The sequence below is a fragment of the Collinsella sp. AF05-9 genome, assembly GCF_003465595.1.
Taxonomy (GTDB): domain Bacteria; phylum Actinomycetota; class Coriobacteriia; order Coriobacteriales; family Coriobacteriaceae; genus Collinsella.
In genome coordinates this window covers 102,027-127,234 of sequence record NZ_QSBB01000001.1, presented here as the reverse complement: position 1 = coordinate 127,234, position 25,208 = coordinate 102,027, and the positions used below count along the sequence as shown (strand labels likewise).

23 protein-coding genes and 1 pseudogene are annotated in these 25,208 nt (G+C 58.5%); 20 read left to right on the top strand and 4 right to left on the bottom strand.

Annotated elements, in window-relative coordinates; translation table 11 throughout:
- Positions 1 to 5: 5 nt before the first annotated feature.
- A complete protein-coding gene (ffh, locus tag DWV43_RS00550) occupies positions 6 to 1,481 on the top strand; it encodes a signal recognition particle protein (protein WP_117816780.1) in 1,476 nt (491 codons plus the stop codon).
- Between the two features lie 120 nt (positions 1,482 to 1,601).
- Here the strand turns inward: ffh and DWV43_RS00545 are convergent, their stop codons facing one another.
- Positions 1,602 to 2,366, bottom strand: a complete 765-nt coding sequence (locus DWV43_RS00545; RefSeq protein ID WP_117639322.1) for a NifB/NifX family molybdenum-iron cluster-binding protein — start codon at positions 2,364 to 2,366, stop codon at positions 1,602 to 1,604.
- A gap of 166 nt (positions 2,367 to 2,532) precedes the next feature.
- Here DWV43_RS00545 and thyA point away from each other — a divergent pair, with 166 nt between their 5' ends.
- The 4 genes from thyA (at position 2,533) to DWV43_RS00525 (ending at position 6,408) form a co-directional block, all read left to right on the top strand.
- Positions 2,533 to 3,381, top strand: coding sequence for a thymidylate synthase (gene thyA, locus DWV43_RS00540; protein WP_117629294.1), 849 nt, complete (start codon positions 2,533 to 2,535; stop codon positions 3,379 to 3,381).
- Positions 3,382 to 3,390: 9 nt separating this feature from the next.
- On the top strand, positions 3,391 to 3,909 hold the full coding sequence (locus DWV43_RS00535; protein ID WP_117816779.1) for a dihydrofolate reductase: 519 nt from the start codon (positions 3,391 to 3,393) through the stop codon (positions 3,907 to 3,909).
- A gap of 109 nt (positions 3,910 to 4,018) precedes the next feature.
- Positions 4,019 to 4,933, top strand: coding sequence for an RNA methyltransferase (locus DWV43_RS00530; RefSeq protein WP_117816778.1), 915 nt, complete (start codon positions 4,019 to 4,021; stop codon positions 4,931 to 4,933).
- A gap of 125 nt (positions 4,934 to 5,058) precedes the next feature.
- Entirely contained in the window at positions 5,059 to 6,408 is a 1,350-nt protein-coding gene (locus DWV43_RS00525; protein WP_117816777.1) for an MATE family efflux transporter, read from the top strand.
- Between the two features lie 85 nt (positions 6,409 to 6,493).
- Here the strand turns inward: DWV43_RS00525 and DWV43_RS00520 are convergent, their stop codons facing one another.
- Positions 6,494 to 6,979: a cob(I)yrinic acid a,c-diamide adenosyltransferase gene (locus tag DWV43_RS00520; protein ID WP_117564141.1), complete on the bottom strand. Its 486-nt coding sequence runs from the start codon at positions 6,977 to 6,979 to the stop codon at positions 6,494 to 6,496.
- A gap of 92 nt (positions 6,980 to 7,071) precedes the next feature.
- Here DWV43_RS00520 and ftsH point away from each other — a divergent pair, with 92 nt between their 5' ends.
- The 3 genes and pseudogenes from ftsH to DWV43_RS10525 all read left to right on the top strand — a co-directional run.
- Positions 7,072 to 8,964 (top strand): ATP-dependent zinc metalloprotease FtsH, encoded by a 1,893-nt coding sequence (gene ftsH / locus DWV43_RS00515; RefSeq protein WP_195520463.1) that lies wholly within the window; start codon positions 7,072 to 7,074, stop codon positions 8,962 to 8,964.
- Positions 8,965 to 9,045: 81 nt separating this feature from the next.
- Entirely contained in the window at positions 9,046 to 9,507 is a 462-nt protein-coding gene (locus tag DWV43_RS00510; RefSeq protein WP_117816776.1) for a DUF523 domain-containing protein, read from the top strand.
- 309 nt (positions 9,508 to 9,816) lie between these two features.
- Positions 9,817 to 9,942, top strand: a pseudogene (locus DWV43_RS10525) (hypothetical protein); the annotation flags it as partial.
- A 115-nt stretch (positions 9,943 to 10,057) separates the two neighbouring features.
- On the opposite strand, the gene DWV43_RS00495 reads toward DWV43_RS10525, so the two are convergent.
- Both DWV43_RS00495 and DWV43_RS00490 read right to left on the bottom strand, forming a co-directional pair.
- The gene (locus DWV43_RS00495; protein WP_117816774.1) at positions 10,058 to 10,660 is read right to left on the bottom strand and encodes a Type 1 glutamine amidotransferase-like domain-containing protein; all 603 of its coding nucleotides are present in this window, start codon (positions 10,658 to 10,660) and stop codon (positions 10,058 to 10,060) included.
- Positions 10,661 to 11,174: 514 nt separating this feature from the next.
- The gene (locus DWV43_RS00490) at positions 11,175 to 12,257 is read right to left on the bottom strand and encodes an iron-containing alcohol dehydrogenase family protein (RefSeq protein ID WP_117816773.1); all 1,083 of its coding nucleotides are present in this window, start codon (positions 12,255 to 12,257) and stop codon (positions 11,175 to 11,177) included.
- A gap of 509 nt (positions 12,258 to 12,766) precedes the next feature.
- Here DWV43_RS00490 and ileS point away from each other — a divergent pair.
- The 12 genes from ileS (at position 12,767) to DWV43_RS00430 (ending at position 25,202) form a co-directional block, all read left to right on the top strand.
- Positions 12,767 to 15,544, top strand: coding sequence for an isoleucine--tRNA ligase (ileS, locus tag DWV43_RS00485; protein WP_369832298.1), 2,778 nt, complete (start codon positions 12,767 to 12,769; stop codon positions 15,542 to 15,544).
- Positions 15,545 to 15,782: 238 nt separating this feature from the next.
- On the top strand, positions 15,783 to 16,364 hold the full coding sequence (gene lspA, locus DWV43_RS00480; RefSeq protein ID WP_117776354.1) for a signal peptidase II: 582 nt from the start codon (positions 15,783 to 15,785) through the stop codon (positions 16,362 to 16,364).
- On the top strand, positions 16,364 to 17,377 hold the full coding sequence (locus DWV43_RS00475) for an RluA family pseudouridine synthase (RefSeq protein ID WP_117816771.1): 1,014 nt from the start codon (positions 16,364 to 16,366) through the stop codon (positions 17,375 to 17,377). Before lspA ends, DWV43_RS00475 begins: the two co-directional genes overlap by 1 nt.
- A gap of 82 nt (positions 17,378 to 17,459) precedes the next feature.
- Positions 17,460 to 18,755 (top strand): glycosyltransferase family 2 protein, encoded by a 1,296-nt coding sequence (locus DWV43_RS00470; protein WP_117776279.1) that lies wholly within the window; start codon positions 17,460 to 17,462, stop codon positions 18,753 to 18,755.
- Positions 18,756 to 18,836: 81 nt separating this feature from the next.
- On the top strand, positions 18,837 to 19,259 hold the full coding sequence (locus tag DWV43_RS00465) for a prepilin peptidase (protein WP_117776278.1): 423 nt from the start codon (positions 18,837 to 18,839) through the stop codon (positions 19,257 to 19,259).
- A 31-nt stretch (positions 19,260 to 19,290) separates the two neighbouring features.
- Complete coding sequence (locus DWV43_RS00460) at positions 19,291 to 20,538, top strand: deoxyguanosinetriphosphate triphosphohydrolase family protein (protein WP_117816770.1); 1,248 nt, start codon at positions 19,291 to 19,293, stop codon at positions 20,536 to 20,538.
- Positions 20,539 to 20,598: 60 nt separating this feature from the next.
- On the top strand, positions 20,599 to 21,948 hold the full coding sequence (locus DWV43_RS00455; RefSeq protein ID WP_197032187.1) for a replication-associated recombination protein A: 1,350 nt from the start codon (positions 20,599 to 20,601) through the stop codon (positions 21,946 to 21,948).
- 95 nt (positions 21,949 to 22,043) lie between these two features.
- On the top strand, positions 22,044 to 22,631 hold the full coding sequence (locus DWV43_RS00450; protein WP_117816769.1) for a DUF948 domain-containing protein: 588 nt from the start codon (positions 22,044 to 22,046) through the stop codon (positions 22,629 to 22,631).
- A complete protein-coding gene (locus DWV43_RS00445; protein WP_117816768.1) occupies positions 22,624 to 23,001 on the top strand; it encodes an ATP-binding protein in 378 nt (125 codons plus the stop codon). The genes DWV43_RS00450 and DWV43_RS00445 overlap by 8 nt, the downstream gene beginning before the upstream one ends.
- A gap of 1 nt (position 23,002) precedes the next feature.
- Positions 23,003 to 23,794, top strand: coding sequence for an RNA polymerase sigma factor SigF (locus DWV43_RS00440; RefSeq protein ID WP_117816767.1), 792 nt, complete (start codon positions 23,003 to 23,005; stop codon positions 23,792 to 23,794).
- On the top strand, positions 23,791 to 24,240 hold the full coding sequence (locus DWV43_RS10465; protein ID WP_117816766.1) for an AI-2E family transporter: 450 nt from the start codon (positions 23,791 to 23,793) through the stop codon (positions 24,238 to 24,240). Before DWV43_RS00440 ends, DWV43_RS10465 begins: the two co-directional genes overlap by 4 nt.
- Positions 24,228 to 25,202 (top strand): AI-2E family transporter, encoded by a 975-nt coding sequence (locus DWV43_RS00430; protein WP_117816765.1) that lies wholly within the window; start codon positions 24,228 to 24,230, stop codon positions 25,200 to 25,202. Before DWV43_RS10465 ends, DWV43_RS00430 begins: the two co-directional genes overlap by 13 nt.
- The last annotated feature ends 6 nt before the right edge of the window (positions 25,203 to 25,208 follow it).

Here is a 25,208-nt window from a genome sequence, read left to right as displayed (position 1 = left end):
GACTAGTGTTTGATTCCCTGAGCGATCGCCTCAACGACACATTTGACCGCCTGCGCGGCAAGGGTAAGCTGACCGAGGCCGATATTACTTCGGCCATGCGCGACATTCGCATGGCGCTGCTCGAGGCCGACGTTAACTTTAAGGTCGTCAAGGAGTTCGTTGCCAAGACCAAGGAGCGCTGCATGACCGCCGAGGTCATGGAGTCGTTGTCGCCGGCGCAAAACGTCGTCAAGATCGTGCTCGACGAGCTCACCGAGATGCTCGGCTCAACCGAGAGCAAGCTCGTCTTTAGCAACCGCATTCCCAATGTCATTATGCTCGTGGGCCTGCAGGGCTCCGGTAAGACCACGGCAGCCGTAAAGCTTGCCTACCTGCTCAAGAAGCAGGGCCGCTCGCCGTTGCTCGCAGCGTGCGACGTCTACCGTCCCGCCGCTGCCGACCAGCTGGCCACGCTCGGTGGCGAGATTGGCGTACCGGTCTTCCGCGGCGACGGTGCGCACCCGGTCGACATTGCCAAGGGTGCCATCCAGGAGGCCGTCGACCACCTGCGTGACGTGGTCATCGTCGATACCGCCGGTCGTCTTCAGATCGACGAGCAGATGATGCAGGAGGCCGTTGACATCAAGAAGGCCGTCAAGCCCGACCAGGTGCTGATGGTCGTCGACGCCATGACCGGCCAGGACATCGTCAACGTCGTCTCGACCTTTGCCGATCGCACCGACTTTGACGGCGTGATCATCTCCAAGCTCGACGGTGACGCCCGTGGCGGTGGCGCACTTTCGGTACGTCAGGTGACCGGCAAGCCCATCAAGTTCGTGAGCATGGGCGAGAAACCCGATTCGCTTGAGCCCTTCTATCCCGATCGCATGGCCAAGCGCATCTTGGGCATGGGCGATGTCGTCGGCATCATCGAGAAGGCCCAGGAGGCCGCCGATGCAGAGCAGCTCGAGGCTGCCGAGCGCATGCTGCGCGAGGGCTTTACCATGAACGACATGCTCGACCAGATGAAAGCCGTCAAAAAGATGGGCGGTATGAAGGGTATCCTGGGCATGCTCCCCGGTGGTCAGCGTGCACTCAACCAGATGGGCGGCAACCTGGACGAGGGCATCTTCGATAAGAACGAGGCCATCATCATGTCGATGACCAAGGAGGAGCGCCTGCGTCCCTCCATCATCAACGGCCAGCGCCGCGCCCGCATTGCCAAGGGTGCCGGCGTAACCCCCACCGAGGTCAACAGCCTTATGAAGCAGTGGGGCGAGATGAATAAGATGATGGGCCGCATGCGCACGATGGCCAATCAGGCGCAGGCCGGCGGCAAAAAGGGCAAAAAGGGAAAGAAGGGCAAGAAGATGCGCATGCCCAATATCCCTGGCCTGGACGCTATGGGTCTGGGCGGCATGGGCGGCCTAGGTACGGGCGGTCCCAAGTCCGATATGGAGCTGCTGCGCCAGATGGAAGCGCAGATGCGTAATAAGAAATAGAGCTGTAATTCCAGCTTGATATGGCAAAGGCCACTCGGAAGCTACCGGGTGGCATTTGTTGTCGGCGTTGATTGTTGGGTTGCGTTCGGCTTCGCGTCCCGAGCTCGCGGTGCCGTGCCGTTAGTGGCAGCCGCAGCCCTCATGGCCTTCGTGGTCGTGGTGGCCGTGGCAGCCGCAGGACCCGCCATGCTCATGGGTGTGCTCGTGGTCGTGGCTGTGGCAGCCGCACGTGGCCTCGCCGTTCTGTGCGAGCGTGCCGGCGATAAGGGCCTCGACGCAAGCGTCGCAGCTGCCCTGGGCACCTGCGTATACCGTGATGCCGGCTTGGGCAAGCGCGTTGATAGCGCCTCCGCCGATGCCGCCGCAGATGAGCGTGTCCACGCCGCCGTTGGCGAGCAGGCCCGCAAGTGCGCCGTGGCCGGTGCCGCCGGTGCCCACGACCTGCTCGTTGAGCACCTTGCCGTCCTGAATGTCGTAGATCTTGAACTGCTCGCTGCGGCCAAAGTGCATAAAGATGTTGCCATTGTCGTACGTGGTTGCCACCCTCATGGTGCCGACCCCCTTTGCTGGCCATGCGGCCGTTGTCGTGGTGATGGGGGAGTACGCGATATTGCCGCCTTCGATGATGAGCGCCCGACCATTGACCAACGCGTTTGCCACCTTGCGATGCGCTCGGCTGCAAATAGCCGCCACCGTGGCGCGCGCGATGCCCATCTGCTGTGCGACTGCCTCTTGGTTAAGGCCTTCCAGGTCGCACAGGCGCAGCACCTCGAGTTCGTCGACCGTCATGTCGATGGCGTCTCCACTGGCAAGGCCGTCGGGGGTAAAGCCGCGATATTCGGGGATGATCCCAACACGGCGCAATTTCTCGCGTCTTCCTGCCATACGTGCTCCTTATCTGACATATGTCAACAATAGAATAACGAACGTGCAGATTTACGCAAGAGATTTCTGGCATATGTCAGAAAACAAGGGCTTATGTTTGGGCTGTGGGGCCGCGTGCGCCTGGGCTACAATGAATCTCGCTTATAGGCGACTGACAGGAGGGTCAATGAGCAAAGCTGATCAACAGTTTGTAACCATGTGCCGCGATATTCTGGACCATGGCACCACCACCGAGGGCCAAAAGGTCCGCCCGGTGTGGGAGGACGGCACCCCTGCCTATACCATTAAAAACTTTGGCGTCACGGCCCGCTACGACCTGCGTGAGGAGTTTCCGGCGCTTACCCTGCGTCGCACGGCCCTCAAATCTGCCATGGATGAGATCCTATGGATCTATCAAAAGAAGTCCAATAACGTGCATGACCTCAACAGCCATATTTGGGATGAGTGGGCCGACGAGACCGGCTCCATCGGCAAGGCCTACGGGTATCAGATTGGGCAGAAGAGCCATTATGCCGAGGGTGACTTCGATCAGATGGACCGTGTGCTGTACGACCTCAAGAACACGCCGTACAGCCGCCGCATTATGACGAATACCTACGTGTTTAGCGACCTGTCCGAGATGCACCTGTATCCGTGCGCCTACAGCGTGACGTATAACGTGACGCAGCGCCCGCAGGATGATAAACCGACGCTCAACATGATTCTCAACCAGCGCAGCCAGGACATTTTGGCTGCGAACAACTGGAATGTGTGCCAGTACGCCATTTTGCTGATGATGGTCGCGCAGTCGGTCGATATGATTCCCGGCGAGTTGCTGCATGTGATTGCCGATGCCCACATTTACGACCGTCATGTCGATATCGTCCGCGAGCTTATCGAGCGTCCGCAGTTTGCCGCGCCTAAGGTAACGCTTAACCCCGATGTGCATGACTTCTATGCGTTTACGACCGACGACCTGATTGTCGAGGGCTATGAGCACGGCCCGCAGGTCAAGAACATCCCCATTGCGGTGTAGGTGACGCGCATGACGTGTAAGCTTTCTGCCATTGTCGCCGTGTGCGATGACTGGGGTATTGGGTGCGAGGGTGACATGGTCGTGTCTAATCGCGCCGACATGCGTCATTTTGTGGCGTGCACCAAAGGCTGCCCGGTCATTATGGGACGCAAGACGCTGCTGAGTTTTCCCGGCGGGCGTCCGCTCAAGAACCGTCGTAATATCGTGCTCACGCGCGATGAGGACTTTGCTGCCGAGGGCGTCGACGTGGTGCATAGCGTCGACGAAGCGCTCGCCGTGGTTGCCGATGAGCCCGTTGCGTGGGTGATCGGCGGTGGCGAGGTGTATCGTCAGTTTTTGCCGTGCTGCGTGGAGGCCGAGGTCACGCATGACCACTGCGTCCATCCCGTGGACACGTACTTTCCCGACTTGGACGCCGATCCCGCGTGGGAGATTGCGCGGCGTGGCGGGGTTGCCACGATTGCCTCGGGCGAGGGTGACGAGGGTCTCGATTATGAGTTCGTGACGTATCGTCGCGTTGAGGCATAAATCGCCTGGCGTGAACGGTATCATCGGGTTGATTGAATGCATGGGGCGGCGCTTAGCGTCGCCTCGTTTGGTATAGATGTGCTGTAAAGAAGGGTGCGGGCTGGCTGCTATGACTGATGCCGTTGAGGTGCTGCGAATCGATTCGCTCGAGGACGAGCGGCTCGATGCCTACGTGCGACTGACCGAGCGTGAGCTTCGCTGCGTGCTGGAGCCGCAGAAGGGCATTTTTATCGCCGAGAGCGCCAAGGTCATCGAGCGTGCGGTTCGCGCCGGATACGAGCCGGTGAGCTTTCTTTTGGGCGAACGCTGGCTCGATCAGATGATGCCGCTGTATGAGCGCCTGGTTGTGCGCGAGGGCGCGGGTCCGGTTCCTGTGTTCGTTGCCTCCATGGAGCTCATGGAGCAGCTGACGGGTTTTAACGTGACGCGCGGTGCGCTCGCGGCATTCCGTCGTCCACGCCAGATTCCGGTAGCCGAGTTCTTGAGTGGCGTCGTCGAGGCGGCGGGTGAGCGCCCGGTGCGCGTGTGCGTGCTCGAGGGCATTGTCGACCACACCAATGTCGGCGCGATTTTCCGCTCGGCGGCTGCGCTGAACGTCGATGGCATTTTGGTGAGCCCCACTTGCTGTGACCCGCTGTACCGTCGCTCGGCCCGCGTGAGCATGGGCACGGTGTTCCAGGTGCCCTGGACGCGCATTGGCAGCGAGGCGCGCGTATGGCCGCATGATGGGCTGGCGGCGCTGCACGATGCCGGCTTTTCGTGTGCCGCCATGGCGTTGACGGATGATTCGGTGTCGCTGGACGATCCCGTGCTGCAGGAGATTGACCGCCTAGCGATCTTTATGGGTACCGAGGGTGCCGGCTTGGGCACCAAGACCATTGCCGGCTGCGACCGAGCCGCGCGCATTCCGATGGCGCACGGGGTCGATTCACTCAACGTTGCCGCTGCGAGTGCCGTCGCCTTTTGGCAACTGTGCCCGCATGTGAGCAACGAGTACCACTACCAGCCGGGGCTGTATCACTAGGCAAATATTTCGCACCGGGCTCTGGTTCGGGACGTTTCGGCCGACGTCGGTCGGTGCTAAGCTGGTTTTGGCTTTCGTTTTAAAGTGCCGTTTTGTTGTTTGACGTACGCTGGTGGGGAGGGCGTGTGGCTAAGAAATCTACGGCTATCGATGTGACGCAGGGTGTCATTTGGCAGCAGCTGCTTTCGCTGTGCGTCCCTATCTTCTTTAGCTCGTTTTTTCAGCAGGCTTACACGCTTATCGGTACCTATATCGTCGGTCAGTTTGGCGGCAAGCTCGCGCTGGGTGGCATTCAAGCCACGATGGTGCTCACGGAGCTCTGCATTGGTTTTTGCGTCGGTGTGGGTGCTGGCTGTGCGGTCATTACGGGCCAGTTTTTTGGCCAGCACGATGACGAGCGCTTGAGCCGATCGGTCCATACGGCCATGACGCTCGCGCTGGTGGGCGGCATTGTCATTTCCATTCTGGGCATGGTGTTTGTCGAGCCGATGCTTGTGCTGATGAATACACCGCATGAGCTGCTGGCCGAGGGTGTGGCGTATGCCCGTTGCTACTTTGCCGCCATGTTTGCAGCGCTGCTGCTCAATATGGGGACGGCGTTGTTGCGCGCCGTGGGCGACACGCGCGGTCCGGCGGTCATTATTGCCTCCGGCTGCTTCGTCAACGTGGCGCTCGACATTCTCTTTGTCGCCGTGCTGCACATGGAAGCGCTGGGCTGCGGCATCGCGGTGGCGCTGACTATCTGCACCAATGCTACGATGATTGTGATCCGCATGATGCGCGCTCCGGGGGCGTGGCGGTTGTCGCTATTCAAACTCGGTATCGATCGCGGCATTTGCAAGAGCATGCTTTCGTGCGGTTTGCCGCTGGGCGTTCAGTCTGCGGCGTATTCGATCTCCAACGTTTTGATTCAGGTGTCGGTCAACTCGTTTGGTGCCGATGTCACGACCGCTTGGGGCCTTTCCGGCCGCCTGGACGGCATTATCTGGATGGTGACCGAGGCGCTCGGCGTGTCGATCACCACGTTCTCGGCGCAGAACTTTGGTGCGCGCAATTACGATCGCATGCGAAAGGGATACCATACGTCGCTCGTGCTGTCGTTTATGCTCATTGGTGGCCTGTCTGCCGTGCTACTGGTGTTCTCGGGTCCGTTGTCGCGTCTGTTTGTCGACGATGCTTCGATTTCGGCCTACACCACGACGATTCTTCATTTCATCGCGCCGTTCTACGCGATCTTCTCGATTATCGAAAACGCGTCCGGCTCCATCCGCGGCGCTGGCGTGAGCTTCCAGCCTATGATGCTCACGATTTTTGGCACCGTCGTGCTCAGGGTGATCTGGGTGTTTGCGATTATGCCGTTCGATCCGTCGCTTGAGCACCTGCTGCTGGTTTACCCCGTAACCTGGCTCATCACGGCCACGATGTTTACCATCTACCACCACAGCGGCAACTGGCTCGGCCGCGCCACCGCCTAATGATCCGTAGGGGACGGAGGAAAACGGATCATTGACCTGGCGATAAGGCAAAATGATCCGTTTTCCTCCGTCCCCTTCGGATCATTTAGTATTCGATGCCTTGGCGGGCTAGGAGGCCTTCGTCGAAGTAATGTTTGACGGGGCGCATTTCGGTGACCAGGTCTGCCAGATCGGCGAGGGGCAGCAGACCGCGGCCGGTGAGCACGAGCTCCGTGGTGGCGGGCTTTGTCGCGATCAGCGCTTCGACATCCACGCGCGTCACAAATCCACGGCGCATGGCCTCGCCAAGTTCGTCCAGAATCAGAACGTCGACTTGGCTAATCTGCTCGCGCGCCAGCTCCATGATCTGTGCGGCACAGGCTTCGGGCGTGTCGCGGTCGGCTTGTACGATGCGCAGACCTAAACGGGGCGCCGCATCATGCTCGGCGCAGTGCAGCTTCTTGGCAAACTGCAGCATAAGCACGTTAAGTCCATAGCCCGTGGCGCGCAGTGCAAGCCCCAGCGCAGCCGTCGTCTTGCCCTTGCCGTCGCCCGTGTAGATCTGAACCTTGCCGACTTCCAGTGATGCCATCTCTGTCCTTTCGTGCCCGGCGTCGGTTTATCGTCGCTCGGGTTGGGTATTCTAGAAACCATTATCAACCCCAGTAGATGGAGTTCAAGCAGATGGAGATGGATGACAACAAACGTAGACGGAATATGATCCTCTACGTGCTCATCGCCTTCGTCGTCTACCTCGTGCTCTCGACCGTTCTGTTCCCCAACATCGGTCACACGCAGCAGATTACGAAGACCGATTACTCTACGTTTGTCAAAGCGCTCGATAAGAAGAGTGTCGACAAGGTCGAGTACAACACGGACGATTACACGATTTATTACACCAAGAAGGGCGAGGACGAGAACATCGCCTACAAGACGACCGGTGTGCCGAATGATGCGGGTTTTACCGATCGCGTGCTTGAATCCGGTGCGTCCCTGGAATCGGTCGTTCCCGACAAGAACTCGGGTTTGATGACCTACTACCTGCTCACCCTCATTCTTCCTATGGCCATCTTCTTCCTCATCGGTTGGTGGCTCAACCGCCGCATGAAGAAGGCCATGGGTGATGACGGTCCTTCGATGAACTTTGGCGGCGGTGGTTTTGGCGGCGGTGGACTGGGCAAGTCCGGCGCGCGCGTGATTGCCTCCAAGGATGTCGGCGTGACCTTTAAGGACGTCGCCGGCCAGGAAGAGGCCAAGGAATCTCTCAAGGAGGTCGTCGACTTTCTGGAGAAGCCGCAGCGCTACGAGGAGATCGGCGCCAAGCTGCCGCGCGGCGCTCTACTTGTGGGCCCTCCGGGCACCGGTAAGACCCTGCTCGCCAAGGCTGTTGCCGGTGAGGCGGGCGTTCCGTTCTTTAGCATTTCGGGTTCCGAGTTCGTCGAGATGTTCGTCGGCCGCGGTGCCGCCAAGGTTCGCGACCTGTTTAAGCAGGCCAAGGAAAAGGCCCCGTGCATCGTCTTTATCGACGAGATCGATACCATCGGCAAAAAGCGTGACGGCGGCGGCTTTAGCGGCAACGACGAGCGCGAGCAGACGCTCAACCAGCTGCTGACCGAGATGGATGGATTCGATAACCACAAGGGTATCGTCGTCCTCGCTGCGACCAACCGTCCCGACAGCCTTGATCCGGCCCTGCTGCGCCCCGGTCGTTTTGACCGTCGCATCCCCGTTGAGCTGCCCGACCTGACCGGCCGCAAGAACATCCTCGAGCTGCATGCAAAGAGCGTGAAGACGGAGCCGCCGATCGACCTGACCGCGATTGCCCGCGCCACGCCCGGCGCTTCGGGCGCCGATTTGGCCAATATCATCAACGAGGGTGCCCTGCGCGCCGTTCGCGAAGGTCGCAAGCGTGCAACCCAGGACGACTTCGAGGAGTCGGTGGAGGTCGTCATCGCCGGTCAGCAGCGCAAGTCCACGGTTCTGTCCGACCACGAGAAACAGGTCGTGTCCTATCACGAGATCGGCCATGCCATCGTTGCCGCTCGCCAGAAGGGTTCCGCGCCGGTTACCAAGATCACCATCGTGCCGCGCACGAGCGGTGCTCTTGGCTATACCATGCAGGTCGAGGAGGACGAGCGCTTCCTGACGACGCGCCAGGAGGTCTTGGACAAGCTCGCCGTCTACTGCGGCGGCCGTGCGGCCGAGGAGCTCATCTTTGGCGAGATGACGACCGGTGCCGCCAACGATATCGAGCAGGCCACCAAGCTCGCCCGCAACATGGTGACACGCTTTGGTATGTCCGACGAGTTTGGCATGATGGCGCTCGGTACCGTGCAGAACGCGTATCTCAATCAGGACACGTCGCTCACCTGCGCACCCGGTACGGCCGAGCGTGTGGACGCGATTGTCGCTAAGTTGATCGAGGACGCGCACGATCGTGCCCTGCAGATCCTCAAGGAGAACAAGTTCAAGCTCCATGAGCTGGCTCGTTATCTGTACAAGAAGGAGACCATCACGGGTGAGGAGTTCATGAACCTCCTCACGCGCGAGAATCCGTTGATGCCCAAGCAACAGTAAAGCCGCGGCCGAGCCAGTAGACGCCGACGCCCCATTTGAGTAGCTTTCTCAAATGGGGCGTTTTGCTTGAGGGGGATGGAAATGAAGATCGTGGTGAGCGCCTGCTTGATGGGCGAGAGCTGCAAGTATAACGGGCTCGACAACTATCATCGCGAGTTGGTCGAGGCCTGCGAGCGTACAGAGACCGAGGTCCTCTTGGTGTGCCCTGAGGTCTTTGGGGGCCTGCCCACGCCGCGCAAGCCGTCCGAGATTGTGAACGGCGAGGTCCGTACCTGCGAGGGCGTGTCGGTCGATCGCGAGTTTCGCCTGGGCGCCCAGCGCGCACTCGATATGTGCGAGCGGGCGGGTGGCCCGTCTGAGATTGCCGCGTGTATTCTTCAGGATCGCAGTCCCTCGTGCGGTGCCGGCCGCATCTACGATGGAACATTCAGCGGTACGCTCACCGCGGGCAACGGTGTTTTTGTCGACCTGCTGCTGCGTCACGGGTACCGTGTGATTCTGGCTAGCGAGTTCGATCCCAGCATGCTGGAACATTGTCCATAGCACTCGAACCCAACACTTCCTCACGGGTGACCGTTTTGGCATCATCCGTGAAGTTGATATTGAGTACGACCCGGTCATCAAAGACGTAGACCGAGTTGACAGGCGCCGTACCCAGGCAGCCCCTCCCCGCGGCCCTCGCGCAGGAACGCGCACACGGCCTTCCCGTCTTTTGCGCCCCTCCCGGAACTGTCCACATCAGTGTAGCCAATCCAGTCCGCCAAGGGCTGCAGCCCGGACAACGCGGCGATGGAGGGCTTCTTCGGCCTGCTCAAGAAGGAGTTCTGGCACGGCAGGGACTGGTCGGACTGGACCCCCGCCAGCTTCATCGAGGAGTTCGGGGGCTGGATCGGTCGATACAATGCGGAGAGGCGCAGCGATGCGCTCGGTGGCCGCACGCCGGCCGAGTTCCGCTCCGCGCTGGGAAGGGCCGCGTAACGGTCCAAGAAATCGTCCGCAGTCCCCATTCTTGCCCCTTTGGGACAGCTTCTTGTTGGGGCGTGCCCGCCCCAAACCCTGCTAGGAACGAGTACAGCAAACTGGAATTTTCAAATTAGTCTTTGCAAATTACCTTTGAACCTTCACCATCAATTACAATTCCCTGACGGTTATTAATTGGGCATAGATCCAAATCCGAAAACTCAGTCATTATTTTCTCGGTAACTTTCTTAAATGGTGCTGTATGATAATGCGGAAGAACATAGAAATCAATCAAATTAAGCCCTGCATCATCTGCTTGTGAGTAGTCCTCCGGCTTTTCATCCATTTGCTCGATATATTGGATGCTTGGAGCGCATACAATCGCACCTGCCGATTCACCAATCATCAGTTTTCCCTTTGCCAATTCTTTCTTCAACAGCTCATCCGTTCCCGTTTTACGGAGCTGGTCTATAAGGAAAAAAGAATTTCCGCCGGTAAAATAGATCACATCCGCATCTTCAAAAAGAGGCTGTATCGTTGAATAAGCCTCCGTTGAAATATCAATTTCAGTTACGATTGCTCCCAACTTTTTGAATAATTTTCGAGCCGAGCCGACATAACCGGTGTAGCCTTCACGCAGCGAAGCTGTTGGAATAAATGCGACTTTTTTATTTTCAATTTCTTCCTTTATCAGACTTCCTACACTTGAAAAGTGAGAACATAAAAACAGTTTCATCAATATTCTCCTTTATATATAAATTCTTATTTGTTGAACTAAGCCGTGTATACCATACTCTCCAATGAAAGAACGCCCTGATATAGCGAAATTTTGCCGTTTTCTTGCGTACGTGCGTACACACTCCACAGGAATTCTAAGGGGCCTGCCCCCTTAGCACACGGACTTTGGAACAAAGTCTAGTGTGTTACGCCTTGCCAGAGGTGTACAGGCTCCCGGTATGCACGTACGAAGCAATTGCCATCAATGCGCCATATAAGTGGCGATCAAGTTCGCATAAAGCGACCTTGATCCCGCAAAACAAAAGGCAGGATACCATCACCACGATGATACCCTGCCTCTGTTCGTTTCTGTTTACCGTTCCGAGTAGTCCTTCCGCAGAATTTCCGATAAACAAAAAACGTACCCGAACCCTTTCTCGTAAAGAATCGGGTTCGAGTTCGAACTGAATGCTGGAGCAATAAAAAACCACCAGAAAGGTGCCCGTCCCCTTTGTGGTGGTTTTGAGTCAGTCCTAGAGCGTGTGGCCGTAAGCGTCGGTGGCCTTGATGGCGGCGGCGAATTTTTCGTCCGTGAAGGGCTCGGGGTTTCCCTGCTTCCACTCGTTGGTGGCGTGCGCGTATTCGCACAGGGCAGGGATATCGGCCTCGGAAAGCCCGACCTGCTCAAGCGTCACGGGCAGGCCCATCTGATTGTTAAAGGCGGCGTAGCGCTCAAGGTTTTCGGTATCGCCCGTATAGGCGAACAGTACCAGCACACCCAGGCTTACGACCTCGCCGTGCAGGTAGGAGCCCTCGCGCGGAATGCTGCAGGAAGCGTTGTAGAACGCGTGCGCCACGCTCGAGTTGTAGTAGTAATCGTTTTGGTTGGTCAGGTTGGAGACGTAGCCCGTGTTGACCACGATGTCGAGCGCGATCTGCTTGACGGCTTCGGTCGACTGGTCCTGGCGCACGTCCTCAAGACCCTGGACGCCAAAGGTAAACAGCGGCTCGGAGCAGGTGTGGGCGAGTGCTAGGCCAAGGCCTGCCGTGTGCTCCAGGTTGCCGGCGCTCGTGGCGTACTCGACCTCGGGCTGCTTGGACAGGGCATCACCCACGCCGGCCCAGAAGTACTCCGCCGGAGCCTCGGCGATGATCTTGGGGTTGATAAAGATATGCGCAGGTCGGTTAGGGTACGAATAGCCCTCGAGCGAGCCGTCGTCGTTGTAGACAACGGCAATGGCGGTCGCGGCGGAGCAGTTGGAACAGATCGTCGGTACCGTAAAGACAATCTTCTTGAGCTCGATAGCTGCGGTCTTCACGGTGTCGAGCGCCTTGCCGCCGCCGCATGCGATAAGCACGTCAGCTTCCTGGCAGGCAGGGGAGTTTACGACCTTGGCGATATTGGCACGCGTACTGTTGGTGCCGTAGACGCGCGTCTCCAGAATCTCGACGTCGGTACCCTCCAGTGCCGCTTCGATACCGGGAAGTGCCGCGGCCAGTGCTCGTTTGCCACCGATGATTGCGACCTTGGTCGCCCCGTACTCGGCCAACGCGCCGTGCAGCTCGTCAAAGCAGTCTTCGCCAACGGTATAGTCGCTCATTCCGATCGTGCGCATAGCAATCTTCTTTCGTTCGATAAAGTGCTTACAGGTATTTTGCTCCAAGAGAAGGTCCACGGCCGCAAGAAATTTCGAACGTATAAAACCAGTGTTGAGGGTTTTTCGCCGGTGCGGAACGTGCTAGCATACTCCGCATAAGCGTTGATGGGGACGAGTAGTCGGCCGTCCGCATGCTACAGAGAGCGGGGAGCGCTGAGAACCCGTGCATGCGACCGATGAAAATCACCCCGGAGCTGCGGTCCCAACGGACGTGCCGCGCAGGTTCGTCTTAGTAGACATCGCCGAGATGGTCGTCGATACAGACCAGCCGAGTAACGGATGCGAGCGCGCGAATACGCGGGCGAGGGCATCTAAGCTGGGTGGTTAAGCGAAGAGCTTTTGCGGGCGTGCAGCCCGTTTGTGGCGCTTCGTCCCAGCTTGTAGGGACGGGCGCTTTTTTGGTGCCCAGAGGGCGTGCGCGCCCACGACATGAAAGGGGTACCGTGGCAAACGAGTACAAGCAGACGATGAATCTGCCCAAGACCGGTTTTCCCATGCGTGCCGGTCTTTCCAAGTCCGAGCCCAAGCGACTCAAGGACTGGCAGGACAACAAGGTCTACGAGCAGGTTCTGAAGAAGAACGAGGGTCACAAGAAGTTCGTGCTGCACGACGGCCCTCCGTACGCCAACGGTCCGATCCACATCGGCCACGCCATGAATAAGATCTCCAAGGACATGATCAACCGCTACTGGATGATGCAGGGCTATGAGGTTCCCTACGTCCCCGGTTGGGACTGCCATGGTCAGCCGATCGAGCACAAGGTCGAGGAGAAGCTCGGCACCGAGAAGTTCAACCAGACCTCCACGGCTAAGATCCGCGAGCTCTGCAACAAGTTCGCTGTCGAGAACATCGAGCTGCAGAAGGCCGGCTTCCGTCGCCTGGGCGTGCTCGGCGACTGGGACAACCCCTATCTGACGCTCTATCACCAGCATGATGCCGCCGACATCGAGGTCTTCAAGGCCATGTTCGATAAGGGCATGATCTATCGCGGCCACAAGCCGGTTCACTGGTGCAAGCATTGCCACACCGCACTCGCCGAGGCCGAGATCGAGTATTCCGACGAGACGAGCCCGTCCATTTTCGTGCGCTTTGAGATGACCTCCAAGCCCGCCGGCCTCGAGAACTTCGACGGCCCGGTCGACTTTATCATCTGGACGACCACGCCGTGGACCATCCCCTCCGACCAGGCCGTTTCCCTTAAGCCCGGCGCCGCCTATGTCGCCGTTGAGCACGAGGGCCGTGCCGAGGTCATGCTCGAGGACCTGGCTCCTAAGTGTTGTGAGGAGTTTGGCTGGGAGTACACCCCGGTCATGGTCGATGGCAAGCCCTACGTGGTTTCCGCCGAGACCTTCCACCACATCCACTACAAGCAGCCGATCTTTGACGGCGTTGAGGGCGTGGCGCTGCTGGCCGATTACGTCGGTGTCGATGACGGTACCGGTATCGTCCACAACTCGCCCGGCCACGGCGTCGACGACTACTTCGCCTGCCTCAAGGAGGGCATCACCGACATCTGCATGCCGGTCGATGACGACGGCAAGTTCTACACCGGCGAGGAGTTTGGCACCGGCGGCCCCTTCAGCGGCATGGATACCGATGAGGCCAACCCGCACATCATCGAGTTCCTGCGCGAGCGCGGCACCCTGGTCCTCGAGAAGAAGATCACGCACAGCTATCCGCACTGCTGGCGCTGCAAGCACCCGGTGCTCTTCCGTGCTACCGACCAGTGGTTCGTCTCGATGGACAAGACCGGTTTGCGCGAGCAGGCTGGCAAGGAGGTCCGTGAGAACGTCAAGTGGTATCCGGCTCACGCCGCCAACCGCATCGGCGCCATGGTCGAGCAGCGTCCCGACTGGTGCATCAGCCGCCAGCGCAACTGGGGCGTGCCTATCCCCAGTTACACATGCGCCGACTGCGGCGAGAAGGTCATGAACGACGCCACGCTCGACGCCGTCATTAAGCTCTTCCACGAGAAGGGCTCCGACGCCTGGTTCACCGACGCTCCTGAGAGCTATCTGGGCGAGGCCTGCGTCTGCCCCAAGTGCGGTGGCCATCACCTCAAGGCTGATAAGGACATCCTTGACGTGTGGTGGGACTCCGGCGTGTCTTGGAAGGCCGTCTGCGAGTACCGTCCCGAGCTGGAGTACCCGGCGGACGTCTACCTCGAGGGCTCTGACCAGCACCGCGGTTGGTTCCAGAGCTCGCTGCTCACCTCGGTGGGCGCCAACGGCCACGCTCCGTACAAGGCGGTCGTCTCGCAGGGCTTCACCCTCGACGGCCAGGGCCGTAAGATGTCCAAGTCGCTCGGCAACGTTATCGACCCCAACAAGGTCTGTGACGAGATGGGCGCCGACATCATCCGCCTGTGGGTTGCTTCCGTCGATACCAGCTCCGACGTGTCCATCGACCACGAGATTCTTGCTCGTACGTCCGATGCCTACCGTCGTTTCCGCAACACGCTGCGCTTCCTGCTCTCCGAGCTCGAGGGTCAGTTTGAGCCCGAGACCGACGGCGTCGCCTTTGCCGACCTGCTGCCGCTCGACAAGCTCATGGTTGCCCGCCTGACCCAGGTCCAGGCCGAGGTCGACGACGCCTACGCTAGCTACGAGTTCCCGCGCGCCTACCGTGCGCTTTACGACTTCGTGGTTACCGAGCTTTCCAACGTGTACCTCGACGCCCTGAAGGACCGTCTGTACTGCGAGAAGCCTGGCTCGCTCGAGCGTCGCAGCGCCCAGACCGTGCTCGCCGAGCTCTTCTCGATGCTCATGCGCGACCTGCAGCCGATCTTGTCCTATACGGTCGACGAGGCCATGGCCTATGCGCCCGCCGGCTGCGTCGATAACCAGAAGTACGCCGCGCTGCTCGATTGGTACAAGTCGCCCATCACGGTCGACGAGGCCAACGAGTTTGAGGGCGTGCTCGAGGCTTCGCTCGAGCTCCGTAGCGTCGTGACCAAGGCCCTTGAGGATGCCCGCTCCGCCGGCACCTTCACCAAGAGCCAGCAGGTCCGCGTCAAGGCGGTCGTTCCTGCCGAAATGTATGCGCTGCTGACCGGCGACAAGGCCGTCGACCTGGCCGAGTTCTACATCGTCTCCGATGTTGAGCTTACCCAGGGCGAGGAGCTTTCTGTTGCCATCGATGCAGCCGAGGGCGAGTGCTGCGACCGTTGCTGGAACTACCGCACCACCGTCGGCGAGTACAACGGCCACGCTCACATTTGCAAGCGCTGCGCGAATGCCCTTTAAGGCACGGTAACTCGGCATTTTAGTTATAGGGAGAATTTAGGCGCCTTCGGCCCATTTGCTCCGCTGAAGAAAAGCGACATTCCGTTATCCGGAATGCCGCTTTCTTTTATGCTGGTTATTTATCTGACGTTAGCGAATGTGTCGTGCGCTCTGCGTGTGGCAATATAAGATGGTTATTTGCGTTTAACGGATTTTGATTATCTGAGGGTAGGGGATTTCTTTGGGTCGTGGTGCGGATATGACGCCGCCTATGCGTTGGCGGTTGGGTGTTGCTGGTGGGGTGGCGCTGGTTGTGCTGCTTGTTGACCAGCTGACCAAGCTTGCGGTTCGTGCCGTGGGCGACGCCTTGCATGTGACCGTCATCCCCGGTGTTATCGACTTTATGTTTGTCCGCAATATCGGTGCTGCCTTTAGCATGGGCGAGGGGCATGGCATCGCGTTTGCCGTGCTGGCGTTGGCGGTCATTATCGCTATTGCCGTGTACCTCGTTCGTGCACCCCAGCTCGCCCATCTTGAGGTTGTGGGCATGGCGATGGTTGCGGGCGGTGCTATCGGCAATGCTATCGATCGTTTGGCCTTTGGTTTCGTGACCGATTTTATTGCCACCACCTTCATTGATTTCCCTGTCTTTAACGTTGCCGATATCGGTATTACGGTCGGTGTCGTGCTGGCGCTCATCGGCTACATGTTCTTGAGCCCTGCCGCTCGTGAGGTCGATGCGACCGCCGAGCTCAACGCCCGTGACGAGGCCCGGGCCAAACGTAAGGCCAAGCAGCGTGGGGAGCGTGCCCGCAAGATTCGCGAAAGGAATGAGCGCTAATGGCCGACATCCATATCCTTGTTGCCGACGATGCCGCTGGCCAGCGTCTCGACGCCTATCTGGGCGCCAACGATGGCTGCCCCACGCGCTCTGCCTGCGCGCATCTGATTGAGGGCGGGGCCGTAGTAGTCAATGGCGAGACCTGCCTGTCCAAAAAGTACGCCGTGCGAGCCGGCGACCGTATTTCGGTCGATTTGCCCGAGCCGCACGATCCCACCGACGTGATTCCCGAGGCCATCCCGCTCGATATCCGCTACGAGGACGACTATCTCATTGTGCTCTCCAAGCAGCGCGGCCTGGTGTGCCATCCTGCGCATGGTCATGAGAACGGTACGCTCGCGAATGCGCTGGTCTATCACTGCGGTATCGACCATCTGGGCACCGTGCAGGGCGAGGACCGCCCCGGTATCGTGCATCGTTTGGATCGCGATACCTCGGGTCTTATGCTTGCGGCAAAGGACGACGACACCCAGCGCGCGCTCCAAAATCTTATCCGTACGCGCACGCTCGACCGCCGCTACATTACGCTCGTTCACGGTCATATCGCCATGGATGAGGGCACCATTAACACCGGCATTGCCCGTTCTACACGTGACCGTGTCAAGATGGCGGTTTCCGATGATCCTTTTGCACGCCAGGCCATCACGACCTTTAAGGTCCTTGAGCGCTTTGATTCCACGCGCTTTGATGACGGCTACACACTCGTTGAGTGTCATCTGTTTACCGGTCGCACGCATCAGATTCGCGTGCACATGCGCCATATCAACCACGCCTGCGTGGGCGATCCGCTCTACGGTAAGTGCGATGCGCGTGCCGATCAGGGTCTGACCAGGCAATTCCTCCATTCCTGGCGCGTGGCGTTCGATCATCCCGTGACGGGAGAGCGCATTGAGTGCCGCGACGAGCTGCCGTGGGATCTCGCCGCCGTCCTCGACGACTTAGCCCCGCGTTCGCTTGGTCGCACTGCTGCCGGCGACGAAATCGTACCGCAGCTCGGCCTGCTCGAACCCTAGCCAGTATTAGGTGGTTTCTTGAACTCGGTAAGCCTGCGGTAAGATATACGGTTGTTTACGTAACACGTTCCTGGGAGCCTGCATGCTCGCCTTTTTACAAACCAACACACCCATCGTGATCTTCAACCAGATTGTCGTCACGCTGCTCACGGTCTGCTTCTTGTACCAGGTGGTCTTCTTTGTCATCGGTGCTCTCCGCGGCGAGGTCGCGCCTCCCAAGGCCAAAAAACTCCACCGGTATGCCTTCTTTATTGCAGCACACAACGAGGAGGCCGTTATCGCCAACCTCGTTCGCTCCATCAAGGACCAGGATTATCCGTCCGAGCTCATCGAGGTCTTCGTGGTCGCCGATGCCTGCACCGATAACACTGCGCAGCTCGCGCGCGAGGCGGGCGCTGTCGTGTACGAGCGAAACGACCTGGCCCGTAAAGGCAAGAGCTGGGTCATGGACTTTGGTTTCGACCGTATCCTTAACGAGTATCCCGACACCTTTGAAGGTTACTTTATCTTCGATGCCGACAATGTTATCGCCCGCGATTACGTGTCCAAGATGAATGATGCCTTTGACCAGGGCTTCCATGTGGTCACGAGCTATCGTAACTCCAAGAACTTCGGAAGCTCGTGGATCTCGGCAGCGAATGCCACTTGGTATCTGCGCGAGGCGCGTTTTCTCAACAACGCGCGCAACATCTGCAAGACGTCCTGTGCTGTCTCGGGTTCGGGCTACCTTATCTCGGCTAGCGTTATTGAGGGCATGCACGGCTGGCAGTTCCACACGCTGACCGAGGACATCCAGTTCACTACGTTCTGTGCCATTCACGGCATTCGTATTGGCTATGCGCCGGCGGAGTTCTTTGACGAGCAGCCCGTGACGTTTAAGGCGTCCTGGAAGCAACGTATGCGTTGGACCAAGGGCTTCTACCAGGTGTTCTTTACCTACGGTAAGCATCTGGTCAAGTCGACCTTCCGCTATCATCGTTTTGCCGCCTACGATATGTTTATGACGATTGCCCCTGGTATGCTGTTATCGCTGATTTCGATGCTCGCCAACGCCACGTTCCTGATCGTCGGTGGTCTTTCGCATGGCTTTTTGGCTACCGAGGTCGAGATGCAGGCGTGTGCCGCTTCGCTCATCATGACCTTCGTCATGATGTATCAGACCTTCTTTATCCTGGCGCTGCTCACGACTATCTTCGAGTACAAGCACATCCATTGCGCGCAAAAGTGGCGCCTGGTGACCAACCTGTTTACCTTCCCGATCTTTATGTTCAGCTATATCCCCATTACGGTGGCTGCGTTGTTCCTGAAGGTCGACTGGGTCCCGACGCAGCATGCCGTCAGCGTTACCCTCGACGAGGTCATGCAGGGCGCTAAATAACCACCACCAAAACCACCACGAAGGGGACAGGCACCTCTGTGGTGGTTTTTGCTTTTGAGTGACTGCCCCGGGAGGTGTTCAATGGTCTATATTCCCTTTTGGATCTGCGCCTTTGCCGGTGCGGTGATTGATGTCCGTGAGCGGCGGTTTCCCAATGAACTTGCTGGCGCGTGCGCCGTGGCGGCGTTTGCGGGCGTTTGGCTCGACCTCGGTTTGAACACAACGCTTGACCACGCAGGTCTTGCCGTCATCGTGTATCTTGCCCTCGTTCTGACTGAGTTCCTCTGGCGTCGTCTTCGCCAAATCCCGGGCATCGGCATGGGAGATGCCAAGGCACTCTTCGCGCTTTGCACGCTCGACCCTATGGGTGGCATCGTGGCATTTGCCGCCGCGCTCCTGGTCCTTGCCCTCTCCTGCCTCATCACAAAATCGCGCTCCTTGCCATTGCTCCCGTTTTTGGTGCCGATTTTTGCCATAATCGAGGTTGTGGGCTGCACTTTGTAACCGATTGCGCATCCTTCTTAAGGAGCATGCCATGGCAACTAATCAAGAAACGGCCGTCATTAAGGCGCGCATGGACCGTATTCCCTCGGCGTTGTCGCCCGAACTTTTCGAGCGCATTGCCACCGATCGTGCTTCGGGCTATGTTAACCCGTATCGTTGCAACGACGATCAGGTCATTCGTCGTATTGATCGCGCCTCCGACAAAGGCACGCTTATGCGTCCGGCGTTTATGCGCGATACCGAAAAGATACTTCATCTTCCGGCGTACACCCGTTATGCAGGCAAAACGCAGGTCTTTAGCTTCCGTAGCAATGACGATCTGTCACGCCGCGGTTTGCACGTGCAGCTTGTCTCCCGCATTGCGCGCGATATCGGTCGCGCCCTGGGGCTCAATTGCGATCTGATCGAGGCGATTGGCCTGGGCCACGACTTGGGCCACACGCCTTTCGGCCATGCCGGTGAGCGTTTTCTCAACGATATCTATCATGAGCGCACGGGTCGCTACTTTTTCCATAACGTTCAGTCGGTCCGCGTGCTCGACGCCCTGTATGGCCGCAACGTGTCGCTCCAGACGCTCGACGGCGTGCTATGCCACAACGGCGAGTACGAACAGCGTGTTTTTGAGCTTTCGGACATGGGTTCCTTTGACCAGTTCGACCGAACCGTCGAGGAATGCATTGCCACAGGCTATAGCGCGATTGAGCACCTGCGTCCCATGACGCTCGAGGGCTGTGTGGTGCGTATCTCGGATATCCTCGCCTACGTCGGTCGTGATCGTCAGGACGCCATTGCGGCGGGCCTGCTGTCGCCCGACGCTTTTGACGATGGTCGGGGCGGCGCCTATAACAGCTGGATTCTCACGCACGCTTCCATCGATATCGTTGAGCATAGCTACGGCAAACCGCGTATCGAGATGAGCGAGGACCTGTTTGAGGAGATCCGCCGAGCCAAGCGCGAGAACTACGAGAAGATCTATAGCAAGGGCGGTATCGAAGGCGATTCCGAGGAGGAGCTGCGTGAGGCGTTCGAAAAGCTCTACGACCGTTGCCTGCAGGATATAAACGAGGGTGACGAGTCCTCCTACATCTTTAAGCACCACATTTCGCGTATTGAGCAGCAGCTTTCCTATTATGGCCGCATCTATGCTTGGCAGGACGACAAGGATCAGACTGTCGTCGATTACATCGCAAGCATGACGGATGGTTATTTCTGCGAGCTGACGAGCAAATTGTTCCCAGGTCTAAAGTTTCCGCACCGCACCTATATTAACGAACGGTAGTTCGTATCCTTTCGGTATACTGTTGGTCAACAACGATTTTGATTGATGCACGGGATGGCTATGGACGACCTTTTTTCTGCTTCGACGCGCGAGCGCTCTTTTCAGAATGCCCCGCTTGCGGTGCGTATGCGCCCCAATTCGCTCGACGAGTATGTGGGCCAGCAAAAGGCCGTCGGTAAGGGCTCGTGGCTGCGCGCCGCGATTGAGCATGACGTGCTGTCGAGCGTGATTCTGTACGGCCCGGCTGGCACGGGCAAGACGACGCTGGCCCACATTATCGCCAACCATACCAAGAGCGAGTTTGTCGAGGTCAGCGCCGTGACGGGCACCGTAAAGGACTTGCGCCGCGTGATTGACGAGGCCAAGACGCGCCTGAATACGTACGACCGCCGCACCATTCTATTCATCGATGAGATTCACCGCTTCTCTAAGTCGCAGCAGGATGCCCTGCTGCATGCAGTTGAGAACCGTACCGTCATTATGATTGGCGCTACGACGGAGAATCCGTACTTCGAGGTCAACTCGGCGCTGCTCTCACGTGGTCGAGTCGTGGAGCTTGAGCATTTAAAGGACGAGGATATCGCCATGCTTATCGAGCGTGCGCTCGAGGCACCTCAGGGCCTGAACGGTAAGTTCTCGGCCGATGAGGATACGGTCAAGACCATTTGTACGCTGGCTGCGGGTGATGCACGCTCGGCCCTGACGACACTTGAGCTGGCGAGCGAGATTGCCGTCACGCGTCCCGATACCGAGGGGACGCCGGCTCCGGCGGCGGGGGAGCGCTATCCCATCACGGTCGACGATGTGAAGATCGCCAATCCGCGCCGTGGGTTTTCGTATGACAAAAACGGTGACATGCACTACGACATTATCAGTGCGTTCATTAAGTCCATGCGCGGCAGCGACCCCGATGCCACCATTTATTGGCTCGCGCGCATGATCGATGCAGGGGAGGATCCTAAGTTTATTGCACGCCGTATTATGATTCAGGCTTCTGAGGATGTTGGCAACGCCGATCCGCAGGCGCTTTTGGTGGCGCATGCCGCGTTTAAGTCTGCCGAGGTCATTGGCTATCCCGAGTGCCGCATTAACCTGGCTCAGGCTGCACTCTATGTGTGCTTGGCGCCTAAATCCAACGCGTGTGAGGCTTCAATCGATGCGGCGCTGGCCGATATTCATTCTAGTGGGCTTCGCGAGGTGCCGAGTTATCTACGCGATCGCCATCGCCCGGGCAGCGATGAATACGGTGTGTATAAGTATCCGCACGATTATCCCGAAGGCTGGGTCGACCAGCGCTATTTGCCCGAAGGCTTAGAACGCGGTGCATTTTGGCAGCCTGCCGGCCGCGGTTGGGAAGAGTGGCGTGTGGAGCAAAGCGAGCGCGACCGTAGCGGCAACGCTCCCAAGTAGGCCATTGGCGCCTCGCACATTCCCTTTGGGTATCTTTGCCCTTCTTTGGGGTACCATGAAAAACGTCTGTATTTCGATTCCTTCGGGAGGCTTGTATGAGTCCCATTCAAATCGCCCTGCTGGTGCTCGCCGTTGCCGGCGTGTGGGCTGTTGTCGAGCTCGCGCTCACGCTGCGCAAGACCCGCACCGTCGTCGACTCGCTCGACAAGACGGTGAGCGACCTCAATAATACGCTCGCCGAGGCACAGCCCGTGATGGCAAAGCTCGATGGCGCTGTCGATGAGCTCACCCCCGCGCTGGCACAGGTTGAGCCGCTCCTCAAGTCGAGCAAGACTGCCGTTGATGCTCTGACGTCTAACCTCGTTGAGGTTGAGGCGGTCGTTCGCGACATCTCCGAGGTCACGGGCAGCGTGGCCGAGGCTAGCAATGCCGTATCGAGCGTGACTGATTCTGCTGCTGGCGCCGTGCAGAAGCTCTTCAATAAGGTGAAGGCTCCTGCAGCCGACGCCGATCGCAAGCTCGCCGCTGCCGCCGCCGAGGCCGAGCAGCCTACTGAGCGCGTTCTGATTGGCGATGACGATGCCGCTGCTGACGACGATGATGTTCAGAAGCCCGCAGCCAAGCCTGCTCAGTATTACACCTATACGCCTGCCGAGACCTCCGAGGAGTCCTGCGATGAGTAGTGAAGCAACCTGCCCCATCACGCTGAGCGTTGCCGGTGACCCTCGTCTCGCGCGCTTGGTGCGCATGACGGCCGCCAACGTCGGCGCCCTGTGCTCTATGTCCGTCGATCGCATCGAGGATATCCGCATGGCTGCCGAGGAAGCCTTCATCTTTGGGTGCACCGCGGTCGACTGCGACGACATCACGATCAATTTCGATGTGGACGAATCTCACGTCGGCATGACCTTTACCTTTGGGGATCAGGCCACCGTCGACGAGGATGACCAAGCTACTGTGTATGCCGAGCTCATTCTTGCAAGCGTGTGCGATTCCTACGAAAAGACTGCGGCGCCCCTAACGCTTTCCCTCGACCTCAAGGCGGATATCTAATATGACCGAACGTTCCCGGAGCGGCAAGACCGCTTGGGACAAGGAGAAAACCCGCGAGCTGTTTCGTCGTTATAAGGAGACCGGTGATTCGGATGCCCGCGAGCAGCTCGTCATGTCCCATATGAATCTGGTAAGGTTTCTTGCCAACAAATTTAAGAACCGCGGCGAGCCGCTCGATGACCTTTTGCAGGTCGGCTATTTGGGCCTGCTCAAGGCTATCGACCGCTTTGACCCTGAACGCGGACTTGAGTTCACGACGTTTGCCACGCCCACCATCTTGGGTGAGATTAAGCGCCACTTCCGCGACAAGGGCTGGAGTGTGCGCGTGCCGCGTCGTCTGCAGGAGCTCTCGGCCAAGGTCAACCAGGCTACCGATAAGCTCACCAACGAGCTGCAGCGTTCGCCCAAGGTTGAGGAAATCGCCGAATACCTGGACGTGACCGTCGACGAGGTGCTCGAAGCCATGGAGTCGTCCTCGGCCTACACCTCGGTGCCCATCGAGGCCCCCGGTGCGTCCGATTCCGATGATGCGCCTTCGATTCTCGATCGCTATGCCGACGACGACAACGAGCTCGACTTTACCGATGACCGCCTGGTAATCGAGGAAGCCATCCGCGATTTCTCGCCGCGCGAGCGCGAGGTTATCGAGCTGCGCTTCGTTAAGGGCATGACCCAGATCGAGATTGCCAAGAAGCTTGGCATCTCGCAGGTGCAGGTCTCGCGCCTGCTGCGCCGTACCCTTAAGAAGATTCAAGATAAGATCGACCCCGACGGAGTGATGATTCGTTCATGAGTGAGCACCCCCAACAAATCGACCGCACGCTTCGCGATACCCGCATTCTGACGCTGCGCATTTGGGGTGTCGTCGGCTGCATTGTCATCGCTGCCGTCATCTTTAACCTTATGGGCATCCTGGCACCGGTCATCGAGTTTCTCGCTGTCGGTTCCATCATCGCTTTTGTGATGTCTCCGATCACCAACTGGCTCGAGCATCACGGCGTCGGACGTGGCCTCGGTTCGCTCATCGCACTCATTGTGGTTGTTGCCGTGCTCGTCGGCGTCGTCTGCATCCTATCGCCTATTTTGCTCGGTCAAATCATGGAAGTCCTGAGCCGCCTGCCCGAGCAGCTTCGTGTTGCGGGTGGCGATCTCAACGAGATGCTCTCGCACGCCAAGACGCTCAATAACACGCCGCTCAAGGAGTATCTGGACGACATCTTTCTTCGCTGGTTACCGTAGCGTCCAAGTACGTCTCGCAAATCGCTGCCGAGCTCGGTCGCGGTGTATTCCCGCTTATTACCAATACGGCCTCGCAGCTGTTCGTCATCTTCCTGGGCTTGGTGCTTGCCTATTGGTTGGCCTGCGACTATCCCCGTATGCACCACGAGGTCTGCACCATCATCGGACAGGAAAAGGAGACCTCGTACCGCTTTATGGTGGCCATCCTTTCGCGTTCGGTCGGCGGCTACATGCGTGGCATGGTCATCACATCGATCTGTGGCGGTTTTCTTGCCTTTATTGGTTTTACGATCATCGGCCATCCGTATGCAGCACTCATGGCTATCTTTACCGGCATTATGCACCTGGTTCCGGTTGTCGGTCCCTGGGTGAGTGCGGCGATCGCCACGGTGCTCGGCTTTATGTTCAGCCCCATGCTGGCGTTGTGGACGCTTGTCGTGACCATGGTGGCTCAAAACGTCACCGATAATGTCATTTCGCCTAAGGTCATGCAGAGCTCGGTGCAGGTGCATCCCGTTATGAGCCTGACGGCTCTCGTTATCGGTTCGGCACTCATGGGTCCCATCGGCATGGTTATCGCCATTCCGCTGTGCGCGGCCCTCAAGGGCATCTTCGTCTACTACTTTGAGAACGAGACCGGCCGTCAGCTCGTGGCCTATGACGGCGCCGTGTTTAAGGGCACTCCGTATCGCGATACCGAGGGTAACCCAGTTGCCGCCTACGACGCGCTTGGCGACGATACGTTCATCTACGAGTCCGAACTCATCGGCAACGAGACCGCCCCCGAGGCCCAGGCAATGCCCAAGCCCGAGTTCGATAATCCCTGGATTAAGCTCTCAGGCCTACAGCCCGACGCGACGGGTTTCTTTAAGAACCCCTTTGCCAAGGACGACGACACAAGCTCTGACGACGACACCAAAACCGGCATCGACGGCTCCATGGACGATTCGGATTCCAAATAGGCCCTG